Origin of the sequence: Yersinia sp. 1252 StPb PI, from assembly GCF_048593885.1 — a bacterium.
Lineage (GTDB): Bacteria > Pseudomonadota > Gammaproteobacteria > Enterobacterales > Enterobacteriaceae > Yersinia > Yersinia enterocolitica_E.
Window position 1 is genome coordinate 1 of record NZ_JAZGQE010000145.1, and the last position, 12,251, is coordinate 12,251.

A 12,251-nucleotide genomic window follows, 5' to 3' on the forward strand; every position below is an offset into this window, starting at 1 on the left:
GGTCGGCGAGAGAGGATTCGAACCTCCGACCCACTGGTCCCAAACCAGTTGCGCTACCAAGCTGCGCTACTCGCCGATTTCTTACTGTTCACTCTACATGGTCTCTCGACCTATGTCCATGTAAATATTAATGAATATCTACACGTTTGTGTGGTGCGAAGGGAGGGACTTGAACCCTCACGTCCGTAAGGACACTAACACCTGAAGCTAGCGCGTCTACCAATTCCGCCACCATCGCATGTTCCACAAAATTTGGGGTGGCTAATGGGGCTCGAACCCACGACAACTGGAATCACAATCCAGGGCTCTACCAACTGAGCTATAGCCACCATAACTTCTTTACAGCTTACTTCGTCGTACGCGGCAATCTTACCACCGCAGCTCTTGCACACAAAATTAATGGTGCGCCCGACAGGATTCGAACCTGAGACCTCTGCCTCCGGAGGGCAGCGCTCTATCCAGCTGAGCTACGGGCGCTTAGCGCCGTTGCGGGTGAGGATACTACGGTTTTAATACTTGGCTGTCTAGTGCTTTTTTAGAAGAAATGGTGTGTTTGCTTACGCTTTGCACACTCTGCCGCAAAAGTTAGCCATTAATAGCCCCACCTCGCCTTGTTCGCTGGTTTTATAGACGTTTTATCCCCTTCATACTTGAAGCCGCAAGGATGTTCACTGCTCTCGGTACCCGGCCCTTCCATGGACCGGGCCTCTAGGCTACTACTGCAAGCAGCATTCAAATCGGTTCCCAGCAGATTCGTCATTCGCTTGCGGCCTACCTACAACGCCAATTACTTTGGAGATGTTTCAGCAACGTTGTGTTTATGCATTCTCAGTCCGAAATAACATGCCGACACCAATCCAAGGAAAATCACCCCGACTAACAAAGATAAACGGGTATCAGGGTTAATCCCCATCCCGACCAGTACACATATCAAGAAAGCGATAGTTAGATAGTTTACATACGGGAACATGATGGATTTAAACGGATGCTGCTTTAACGCTTCTTTATGTACCTGGCGGAAACGCAGCTGGCTAACGAGGACCACAAACCACGGCACCATGCCCGGTAATACACTGGCACTGTAAACATAGACAAACACCTGCTGTGGATTTGGAATAATGTAATTAAGGCTTGACCCCACTAGCAGACACAGAATCGTCACCGCAATACAGTAAACTGGCACACCGCTGGCCGACAGCTTAGTCAGGCAGGCAGGTAACTGGCGATTTTTCGCCAGTGCATACAACATACGCCCGCCGCTATACATACCGCTGTTACAGCCTGACAGTGCCGCAGTCAGCACCACGAAGTTAATAATACCCGCAGCTGAAACTATCCCAATCTTGGCAAATGTCAGGACAAACGGGCTGCCTTCCGTGCCGATACCATTCCACGGGAAGATAGTGACAATGACAAATATCGCGCCAACATAGAAAATCAGGATGCGCCATAAAATATTATTAATGGCTCGCTTTAATGTCACTTGCGGGTTTTTAGCCTCACCGGCGGTGATGCCCACCAGCTCAACCCCCTGATAGGACGCCACCACAATACACAAAGCAAACATGAACCCTTTCCACCCGCCGGCAAAAAAGCCGCCATGGGCTGTCAGGTTATCAAAACCAATCGCTTGTCCGTGATTACCAAAACCGAAGAAGATAACGCCCAGCCCCACCAAAATCATCACAATGATGGTGGTAACCTTGATCATCGCGAACCAGAACTCCAGCTCACCATATAATCTAACCGCCGCCAGATTAGCCAGCGCCACTATGGCCACCCCGGCAATCGCAGGTAACCATTGTGGAATTTCTGGGAACCAAAACTGAACGTATACCCCAATCGCGGTAATTTCTGATATCCCCACCGCTATCCACATAAACCAATAACCCCAAGCCGTTAGATAGCCGAAATAGGGGCTAAGATACTTATGGGCATAGACGGCAAAGGAGCCGGCAACCGGCTCCAGATAAAGCATTTCGCCCATGGCCCGCATAATAAAGAATACAAATAAGCCAGCAATGATATAAGCCAGCAATACCGAAGGCCCGGCCCATTTTAGGGTGCTGGCTGACCCCATAAACAACCCGACGCCAATTGTCCCACCTAACGCTATCAGTTCGATATGCCGGGCTTCCAACCCACGGTGTAATCCTTTTTTCTCTTCGTTATCTGCCATATATCCTCTGTGAGCTGATGATGTGTCTGCTCCGGCTTTCCCGGTTGTTTTTATTAATTAATCTATTGTTTTTATTAAAAATAGACGTTTTTCACACAAAAAAATCTAACGACTGCACCAACGTGTTCAGCCTAATGATGACTACTTTAATTTATGCAAGTTAACGAATAGGGAAACCACCCACAATAAAAGGCGATTATGAGCACATAACCCTAACCGGCCGGTATCCTTCCGTATCTGGGTCAGATTAGCAAACAGGAAACTAAAACTTTATGGAATAAAAATTAAATAATCGATTCCAAAATGGAATTAAGGCGTGATGATATTGGTAGAAGGAATAAATGCGAGAGGTTTTATAACAGCAGGGTTGGTGAAACCCTGCCCAAAAGACAATATTACAGACGGCCGCTGTAATAATAACCAACAAACTTAAGCAACTTGAACTGACGCCGGATACGACTTGGTTGCGCCAGCAGGCGATAAAGCCACTCCAGCCCCATGTTCTGCCATATCTTAGGTGCACGTTTGACATGACCGGTAAAGACGTCATAGGTGCCACCAACGCCCATATACAGTGCATCGGGATAGAACTTACGGCAGTCACGCATAAACATTTCCTGTTTAGGCGATCCCATGGCGACAGTCACTATCGCCGCGCCACTAGCCGCTATTCTCGCAAACAGGGCTTCGCGCTGCTCTGGTGTAAAATAGCCATCCTGGCTACCCACCAGATTCACATTCCATTGCGCGCGTAATTTAGCCTCAGTTTCTGCCAACACGTCAGGTTTACCGCCCACCAAAAAGACCGGCGTCCCTTGCTGCCCGGCACGCTGCATGAGTGCTTCCCACAAATCTGCACCCGCTACCCGTGACAGCTTCGCCTGTGGGTATTTACGACGAATCGCACGCACCATACTGATACCGTCGGCATACAGATATTCAGCCTCGGTGATCAACTCACGCAACGCCGCATCATCCTCAGCTTTGAGCAGTTTCTCTGCGTTCATTGCCACCAGCGTTCCGGTCTTCACCGGGCCACTGCTTAGCAAATGATCCAGCGTTTGAGCCATATCACGAAAGCCCCAAATCTCGAAACCACGGACATTATATTTTGGAATAACAGTATTCGGTTCCATTACGATCCTTACAGTTGGCGGCCCGTTTCAGGAGTGGATGAACGCTTCGGCTTGTTAACCCGACGCTGTAACTGTTGCGTTATCAAACCCGCGGTATCGAACAACCAATACAACAATTTTGCCAGTACCAGACAGGCACCAAAAATCACGCAGAAAAACACCACGCGTGACACAAACGAATCTAATCCTTCCCGTGCCAATACAATGATGTTAAATACCGCACCAAAACAGAAACTTTGCAGAATTGCCGCTTTATAACGGTTGTTTTCTGCTTTGCCTTGTTCGTAGAGCCAATCGAACCATTTAATGATTAATCCTACGACAATGGCACCCAGTGGAATAAACAGCACCCCGCCCATGACCACCAAAGAACCGATCAGGGTTGGAGAGATAGCCAGCCCGGAGTGATTATCCAGCACATCCCAAGTAAAGTAATTGGCGGTATTAAGTACCAAGTCTGGACGCTCCGGCCAAAGCGAACTGGGAATAAAGACATAAAAATCACGAATAATCGGCGCCAGCCCTTGGAAATCTATTTTGTCGTAGTTTTGTAGCAGCAGCCCTAGGTTTTCCCACGGCGAGAAGGTATCCCGTGTCAGGTAGAGGAAAGTGTAAAATGCCTCTGCGCCGTTCACATCCAAACCATAGCGTTTCAGGGCCAGCCAGAACATACCAACAATCCCAAAGACACCTGCCGCAGCCAACATCCACAACGTTATCCAACCGCGAACGATACCGATAAACAGGAATAATGAGAACGCGATAATGATATTAGCGCGGGTACCGCCGACGATAACATAGGTCAGGATGCCAAACGCCACCGTGCTTGCCAGGAAGAAAAACCAGGCGCGCATATCTTGTTTCAAGAAATAGACCACCAACATCGCCGGGATAAAGAAGTAGAAAAAGCGCTTCAGTGCCACACCCGAAACATCACTGGAGAAGATTTTGCTGTAGGAATCGAGCTTAAACAACAGGAAACCATTTTGCATAAAGAAGATGCCGACAGTGCCAATAGCCACCAGTGCCAACAGTATCCAGGTCAGATTAGTTTCCACCCGATTCATGGTGAATACCGGCGCCCGTGGCTGGCGGCGCGGCTTAGTCAGGCGTGTTTTGTAACTCACATAATAAATGCCATAAAAGGCCGTGGCCGACAGCATTGCATACAATAAGTACTCAACCGGCACCACCGCAACCCCGAACTGAAACACCAGCATACAAGTCAATGGGAAGCCAAAATAGAAAGTCAGCAGGTAAAGCATTGAAAACAGCACATTGAAGTTAAAACGAACCCGCCGAAACTCCTGATAGGTTAATGTCAGGATAAAAATAACTGCCATCAGATAGACACAGAAAAGACCACCAAATTGCCCCAGCGTCATGGGTGTTCTCCTGCGGCCAACGCCAGCGCCTGCTGCCAACCTTCGATATAATTTGGATTAAAGAAAGCGATAGATTGCTTATCCAGCCCGGCTAATTGGCGCTGTGCCTCACGGATCAACGGCTCATCCAATGAGTCACCATAGAAAAGTACCGGAATATGCTGCTCAGCCAAGTCTTGCCAGAAAGGGTTTTTGCGACTCAAGACAAAAGGCACACCAAATTGCGTTAATAAACATAAGGTGCCGATACCTTGCTGCCGATTAAAAATAAAATAGCCCAAATCGCATTCACGCAGGATATTCAGATAATCATCGAACGGGATCTGTTCTGTCAGGAGACGCAGATTTTCTGCGGCAAACAGCGCCAGCCCAGCCTGCCTGACCTGCTCGATATACAGCTCATTATTAGCCGGATACCCCATCGGCAGAATAACCCGGGCATCAGGGCCAAATTGCTGATGAATGGCCTGCAACGCCTCGATATGACGATTGGTGGTATCACCAGAGTTCCCCACCAGAATAGTCATCGGGCCAGCTAACGACTTTTCGATGTTAACCCCCGTCAATGCCGGATCCATACGGGTTGGGAAATAGAGCAACGATGCGGGCACCCGCGGATGACGCTGCTGAAAATGGATTAAATCGCCACGGGTCGCAAAAACATGACCAATCCGCCCTTGAGCAATACGCCGCAATAGGTAAAACAGGCGAAACTTCCAGCTTTTGGCATCTTCATATAAATCAGCACCCCAGATATGCCAGTAAACCTGGCGTGGCTTGATTTTGCCACTCAGTAGGGCCAGCCACAGGGTGGCATTAAACTGACCATGCCAGAAGAAGCGCGTGCTGCGATCAGCTTGTGCACGGGCGATAACCGCCTCAGCCAAAGCTTTCTTGCTGCTGTGCGTTTCGATATCCAACTGAGGGAATGACGAAAAAGGTGCTGTCTCTTTTGCCGCGACCATAAAATGCCGCACCTGTTCTATCGGCACACGCGTTGTCAGCACGTCATTAAAGAAGCGCAGCACAGTCAGATTATGGTGCGGGATATCAGATCCCAGTACATGAATCAGGGTTGTCATTTTTTTCTACTGTAAAGAGTGTCTACGGTGATGAATGTCTACGATACATAATGAATACGCAGCTACAGAGCGCAAAATAGACGATATAAGTTGCCATATAGGCCTGTGCTGCACCTAAAGAGCCATTCATTGGAATTAACCAATGGGCAAACCCGGTCAACAGTAAGAACTGGCTCACTTCCGTCAGAATGTAAAAGCGCAAAGAGGCTTTGGCAATAACCAGATAGCCAAACACATACGACCCGACTTTCAACACATCACCCACCAACTGCCAGGCAAACAGGTCACGCATGGCGGTAAACTGGTGCGAAAACAGCAGCCAGATAGCAAAATCACGTAACAGCCACACCATCAAACTGGCGGTCGCCACTGCCGGTAAGACAAATTTCAGTGAGCGCAGGATTTCACGAGAGATATCCGCTTTAGCTTTGAGCCTGGAGAGTGTGGGTAGCAAATAGACCGTAAATGACGCCGTAATAAATTGTAGATAAGCATCTGAAATACTGCTTACCCCCTGCCAGATCCCGACGGCATCCCAACCATACCTATCTGCCAGCAAGTTACGCATCATCACATAGGCGACTGGCAAGGTCACTGAGGTAATCAGTGCCATGATAGTAAACTTACCTAAATGGCTGGCTAATGCCTTATCCCAGCTAAGTTTAAGATAACTTAGGGGGATAGTCTTGCGGCGAATCAGCATGGCTGCCGCAGGTATCACCACCAGCGCGGGGACTAATGCCAACCCCACTAATGCGCCGGGATAACCGCCGATACGAAAGCAAAGATAATACGCCACGACACCAATCAGACTGCCGCCTATCACCGCCAGCGCATTACCCATGGCATCGCGATAGCCTTTGAGGATCGCCAAAAACAGGTTGGCGTAGGCAATACCCATCTGGATAAGCGCCACTGCGCGCACCACATTCTGGTAATCCCCATGGCCGAATAACGCAAAACTAACAGGTTTAGCTGCCAGCAAAAAAATTAACGCCAGCAGAGTGGAGAACCCCAACACTATCGCTGCAGAGGTACCCAGTACCGCACGTAAACGTTCAGGTTGTTGATGATATTCAGCAACATACTTAGTAATACCGTTAAAGATACCCGCGCCGGAAAGCACGCCTAATACCGTAATTAGCTGGCGAAAATTACCTGCCTGCCCAACGCCGCTGGGACCAAAGGTCACCGCCAGCAGCTTAACCACTAACAACCCTACGCCGATTTTAATCAGCGTAGAGCCAGCAGTCCAAATCGATGCTTTTGCCAGAGACATATCAGGCGAAGAAACTCAGAACAGTATTAATGACCGTTTTCTGATTCACATCAGTCAGGTTAAAGAAGATAGGCAAGCGAACCAGACGCTCACTCTCCTTGGTGGTAAAGCGGTCTTCACCCGCCATACGGCCAAATGCCTCACCTGCCGGGCACCCATGCAACGGAATATAATGGAATACCGCCATAATCTCAGCTTCTTTTAAGTAGCTGATAAAATTAGAACGATCGTCAATATCGCGCAGTTTGATATAAAACATATGCGCATTTTGCACCACATCACCGGGGATCACTGGCAAATCAATGCGCCCAGCATCAGCCAACGGTTTGAAAGCATCATAATAGGCTTGCCACAGCGCCAAACGGCGTTGGTTAATCTGTTCTGCCGCTTCCAACTGGCCCCACAGATAAGCGGCCTGTAAGTCAGACATCAGATAGCTAGAGCCGATATCACGCCAGGTATATTTATCTACCAACCCACGGAAGAACTGACTACGGTTGGTGCCTTTTTCGCGAATGATTTCAGCGCGATCTATCAGTAACGGGTCATTAATGAGCGTCGCGCCACCTTCACCGCCAGCCGTGTAATTCTTGGTTTCATGGAAACTAAAGCAGCCGATATGGCCAATAGTCCCTAACGCTTTGCCTTTGTAGGTGGACATCACACCCTGAGCGGCATCTTCTACCACAAACAGATCATGCTTTTTCGCCAATGCCATAATGGTATCCATCTCACAGGCAACACCTGCATAATGGACTGGCACGATAACCTTGGTTTTATCAGTAATCGCCGCTTCAATCTTGGTTTCATCGATATTCATGGTATCTGGGCGGATATCGACAAACACCATTTTTGCCCCACGCAGCACAAAGGCATTCGCGGTGGAAACAAAGGTGAAACTCGGCATGATCACTTCGTCGCCGGGTTTGATATCCAGTAACAATGCAGCCATTTCCAGTGAGGCGGTGCAAGAAGGCGTCAGTAAAACTTTTGGGCAACCGAAACGCTGCTCCATCCACTGCTGACAGCGACGGGTAAAACCGCCATCACCGCATAATTTACCGCTAGCCATCGCGGCCTGCATATAACCAAGTTCGGAGCCTACTACCGGTGGAGCGTTAAATGGAATCATCTCATCCCCTGCATAACCAATACGCGGTGCTCTCAATAGCAGCACCACTGCGAATATAAAGACGTAAAGCAGCAATATTGCTCATCTGTGTGGCTACCCGTAACCGCTGTAACCCATGACTCTGGCACCACTGCTTTGCCGCCGACATTAACGATGAACCAACACCTTTACCCTGTGCCTCGGGGAATACCGCCAACAAGCCAATACGCGCACTACCATCTTGCAGGTCTCGTAGCGTCACAAACCCCGCTGGCTGGCCCAACGTATCAGTCACCAATAAACATTGATGGTCGAACGTACCCAATACGGCTTTTTCTGCCCACAATGCATAAAATCGGCCACTGTCCTGCGGGTCATACCACGGCGCACGGAAACGACTTAATGCAAAGGCATTGGTGGCGACGCTGCGCAATTGCGGGATATCCGCCGCCGTTGCAACTCGGTGTCTGGATACAGTGACATCGGCCTCAGATGAAGCATTTTCCGTGCCAATTACATTTTTTACATCAATGGCTAACGAGAGATCGACTTCTCCTTCAACCAGATGGAAATCGAGTTGACTAAGATGATCAATGAGATCAAGCCGATGGGTAGGTACTTTAGCTTGGGTAAGCGTAAAAGCGTCCAACTCAGCCGAATTAAGCAGCGGGGCTGAGTCGGAGAAAATCAGTTTTGCACTGTGGCGCTGGAAAAATTCACTTTCCCAGGCCAAGGGCTCAATACTGGCGTGGACGGGCATGTAACAGATCCAATAGATATTTGCCGTAACCGGTTTTGGCTAGCGCAGTCGCCGCACGCCTGATACCCTCATCATCCAACCAGCCATTACGCCAGGAGATCTCTTCCAGACAGGCAATTTTGAAACCTTGCCGTTTTTCAACGGTTTGCACAAAGGTACTGGCCTCAATCAGGCTGTCATGCGTCCCCGTATCCAACCAGGCAAAACCACGGCCCAATAACTCAACCGTCAATTCACCACGTTCCAGATACATTTGGTTGATACTGGTAATTTCCAGTTCACCACGCGACGATGGTTTAACTTGTTTGGCAAAATCAACAACTTGATTATCATAAAAATAAAGCCCGGTCACCGCCCAATTGGATTTAGGCTGGCTTGGCTTCTCTTCGATAGATAACGCGCGGAAATTCTCGTCAAATTCCACTACGCCAAAGCGCTCGGGATCCATCACCTGATAACCGAAAACGGTTGCCCCTTTGGTCCTTTCCGCCACATGTCTCAATTTCGGACTAAAGCTTTGACCAAAGAAGATATTATCGCCAAGAACCAAGCAGCAAGGTTCATTGCCGATAAATTCTTCCCCGATAATAAATGCCTGTGCCAGCCCGTCGGGACTCGGTTGTTCGGCATAACTTAGATGAATGCCAAACTCATCGCCATTGCCCAGCAAGCGCTGAAATGATGGCAAATCCTCTGGGGTGGAAATAATCAAGACGTCACGGATCCCTGCCAGCATCAGCACTGACAGCGGATAGTAAATCATTGGTTTATCATAGACGGGAAGCAGTTGCTTAGAGACGCCACGGGTGATGGGGTGCAAGCGGGTACCGGAACCACCAGCCAGAATTATGCCTTTCATACGATCTCCTGAAACATACGATCTCCTGAAATTATCAGGCAGACGTTATACACAGGCAAAACATCATGCAAACTACTGGATGACGTTATCCCAATGTTTAATAGACTTCAAACCTATCGTCAGTCGCTTAAGCCCAAACGCTCACCGGCGTAAGAACCATCCTGAACCCGCCGCCACCACGATTCATTATTCAAATACCACAATACGGTTTTGCGGATGCCGCTTTCAAAGGTTTCCTGTGGCCGCCAGCCTAATTCCCGCTCAATTTTGCCGGCATCGATGGCATAGCGCATATCATGGCCTGGACGGTCTTTGACATAAGTAATCAGGTCGCGGTAATGCACAATTCCGGCCGGTTTGGCGGGGATAAGTTCATCCAGAAGCGCACAAATGGTCTCAACCACTTCAATATTTTTGCGCTCATTATGGCCGCCAATATTGTATGTCTCGCCCACCACACCTTCGGTAACCACCTGATACAAGGCCCGCGCGTGGTCTTCGACATACAACCAGTCGCGAACCTGTGCACCATTGCCATACACCGGCAACGGTTTACCCGCCAGTGCATTCAGAATAACCAGCGGTATCAACTTCTCAGGGAAATGATAGGGACCATAGTTATTTGAGCAATTAGTTACCAGCGTCGGTAGGCCATAAGTCCGCAACCAAGCACGAACTAAATGGTCACTGGACGCCTTAGACGCTGAATAAGGGCTGCTTGGCGCATAAGGTGTGGTCTCAGTAAACAGATCATCCGTACCATGCAGATCGCCATACACCTCATCAGTTGAGATATGGTGGAAGCGAAATGCTAATTTCGCCTCAGCGTGCAGTTGCTGCCAATAATGGCGCGCCGCTTCTAACATAGTGTAAGTGCCCACTACATTAGTTTCGATAAAATCTGCTGGACCATCAATCGAGCGGTCCACATGGCTTTCTGCTGCCAGATGCATCACCACATCCGGCTGATAGTGCGCAAAAACCCGATCCAATTCGGCGCGATCACAGATATCTACCTGTTCAAACGCATAACGTTCGCTTTGGGCGACAACAGCCAGTGACTCCAGATTACCGGCGTAGGTGAGCTTATCCACCACCACTACGCTGTCTGAGGTATCATCGATAATATGTCTTACCACTGCAGAGCCGATAAAACCGGCCCCACCTGTAACTAGGATACGTCTCAACGCCATACTCCTTTGGTATCAACAATCCACGATTGCTTCACATCTTCAGGTTTAATTGCTTTGAATTGGCGGTGATCGACCAACATCACCAGCACATCCGCTTGCTGCAACGCAGTCGCGGTGTCTTTCAGTGTCACGTGACCTGCCAGTGATTTTGGCAGTTGCTCAACATTAGGTTCAACTACCAATGTTTCGCCGATATGCCATTCGGCGATCAAATGGGCAATTTCGACTGCCGGGCTTTCACGCAGGTCATCAATATTGGGTTTAAATGCCAAGCCAAAGCAGGCAATTTTCACTTCAGAAGCACGTTTATTGGTGGCTGCCAAACAATCAGCAACAGCGGTTTTAACCCGATCCACGACCCACAATGGTTTGCCGTCATTCACCAAACGTGCTGTATGGATCAAACGAGCTAATTGTGGATTTTGTGAAACGATAAACCACGGATCAACTGCGATACAGTGGCCACCCACACCTGGGCCTGGCTGCAAAATATTTACGCGTGGATGACGGTTCGCCAAGCGAATCAGCTCCCACACATTGATGCCCTGCTCATCACAAATCAGTGACAATTCATTAGCAAAAGCAATGTTAACATCGCGGAAGCTGTTTTCTGTCAGCTTACACATCTCAGCAGTGCGGGAGTTAGTCACCACACATTCGCCTTCGAGGAAGATTTTATACAACTCACTGGCGCGGGCAGAACATTTCGGCGTCATACCACCGATAACACGGTCATTCTGAATCAGTTCAACCATGACCTGGCCGGGTAACACACGTTCAGGGCAGTAGGCGATGTTGATATCAGCATCTTCACCGGCTTGCTGTGGGAAGCTCAGATCCGGGCGCACTTCAGCCAGCCATTGGGCCATTTGTTCAGTCGCACCAACTGGAGAGGTGGATTCCAGAATGACCAGATCACCTTTTTTCAATACTGGGGCGATAGATTTAGCAGCTGATTCAACATAAACCATATCCGGTTCGTGATCGCCTTTAAACGGTGTCGGTACGGCAATAAGAAACGCATCAGCTGCCAGCGGTTTGGTCACCGCTTGCAGGTAACTGCCTTCAACAGCAATCTTCACCACTTTGTCTAAATCCGGCTCCACGATATGGATAGCACCGCGATTAATGGTTTCAACAGCATGGGCGTTGACATCAACCCCAATCACTTTCTTCTTGCGCGACGCGACAGCAGCAGCAGTTGGCAGACCAATGTACCCAAGACCGATAACAGAAATAGTTTCAAAACTCATAACGTCACCTGATG

At 49.0% G+C, this 12,251-nt stretch carries 10 protein-coding genes and 4 tRNA genes; all 14 read right to left on the minus strand.

Features of this window, described 5'->3' with window-relative positions:
- Positions 1–2: 2 nt before the first annotated feature.
- Positions 3–76, minus strand: a tRNA-Pro gene (locus V2A85_RS17765).
- Positions 77–151: 75 nt separating this feature from the next.
- A tRNA-Leu gene (locus V2A85_RS17770) sits at positions 152–238 on the minus strand.
- Between the two features lie 15 nt (positions 239–253).
- Positions 254–329: transfer RNA gene (locus V2A85_RS17775), tRNA-His, on the minus strand.
- Positions 330–400: 71 nt separating this feature from the next.
- A tRNA-Arg gene (locus V2A85_RS17780) sits at positions 401–477 on the minus strand.
- 310 nt (positions 478–787) lie between these two features.
- Positions 788–2,179 carry a bifunctional threonine/serine APC transporter ThrP gene (thrP, locus tag V2A85_RS17785; RefSeq protein ID WP_083161890.1) on the minus strand — a complete coding sequence of 464 codons (1,392 nt, stop codon included), beginning with the start codon at positions 2,177–2,179 and terminating at the stop codon, positions 788–790.
- A 395-nt stretch (positions 2,180–2,574) separates the two neighbouring features.
- Positions 2,575–3,315: a lipopolysaccharide N-acetylmannosaminouronosyltransferase gene (gene wecG / locus V2A85_RS17790; RefSeq protein ID WP_083161888.1), complete on the minus strand. Its 741-nt coding sequence runs from the start codon at positions 3,313–3,315 to the stop codon at positions 2,575–2,577.
- 8 nt (positions 3,316–3,323) lie between these two features.
- Positions 3,324–4,700, minus strand: coding sequence for an ECA oligosaccharide polymerase (gene wzyE / locus V2A85_RS17795; RefSeq protein WP_372560076.1), 1,377 nt, complete (start codon positions 4,698–4,700; stop codon positions 3,324–3,326).
- Positions 4,697–5,782 carry a TDP-N-acetylfucosamine:lipid II N-acetylfucosaminyltransferase gene (locus tag V2A85_RS17800; protein ID WP_420071987.1) on the minus strand — a complete coding sequence of 362 codons (1,086 nt, stop codon included), beginning with the start codon at positions 5,780–5,782 and terminating at the stop codon, positions 4,697–4,699. Before V2A85_RS17800 ends, wzyE begins: the two co-directional genes overlap by 4 nt.
- A gap of 22 nt (positions 5,783–5,804) precedes the next feature.
- The gene (wzxE, locus tag V2A85_RS17805) at positions 5,805–7,061 is read right to left on the minus strand and encodes a lipid III flippase WzxE (RefSeq protein ID WP_372560078.1); all 1,257 of its coding nucleotides are present in this window, start codon (positions 7,059–7,061) and stop codon (positions 5,805–5,807) included.
- A gap of 1 nt (position 7,062) precedes the next feature.
- Positions 7,063–8,193: a dTDP-4-amino-4,6-dideoxygalactose transaminase gene (rffA, locus tag V2A85_RS17810; RefSeq protein ID WP_420071988.1), complete on the minus strand. Its 1,131-nt coding sequence runs from the start codon at positions 8,191–8,193 to the stop codon at positions 7,063–7,065.
- A gap of 1 nt (position 8,194) precedes the next feature.
- Positions 8,195–8,932 carry a dTDP-4-amino-4,6-dideoxy-D-galactose acyltransferase gene (gene rffC, locus V2A85_RS17815; RefSeq protein ID WP_420071989.1) on the minus strand — a complete coding sequence of 246 codons (738 nt, stop codon included), beginning with the start codon at positions 8,930–8,932 and terminating at the stop codon, positions 8,195–8,197.
- Entirely contained in the window at positions 8,910–9,791 is an 882-nt protein-coding gene (gene rfbA / locus V2A85_RS17820; RefSeq protein ID WP_420071990.1) for a glucose-1-phosphate thymidylyltransferase RfbA, read from the minus strand. Before rfbA ends, rffC begins: the two co-directional genes overlap by 23 nt.
- A gap of 119 nt (positions 9,792–9,910) precedes the next feature.
- Positions 9,911–10,984 (minus strand): dTDP-glucose 4,6-dehydratase, encoded by a 1,074-nt coding sequence (gene rffG, locus V2A85_RS17825; protein WP_420071991.1) that lies wholly within the window; start codon positions 10,982–10,984, stop codon positions 9,911–9,913.
- A complete protein-coding gene (gene wecC / locus V2A85_RS17830) occupies positions 10,975–12,237 on the minus strand; it encodes a UDP-N-acetyl-D-mannosamine dehydrogenase (RefSeq protein WP_420071992.1) in 1,263 nt (420 codons plus the stop codon). The genes rffG and wecC overlap by 10 nt, the downstream gene beginning before the upstream one ends.
- Between the last annotated feature and the right edge of the window lie 14 nt (positions 12,238–12,251).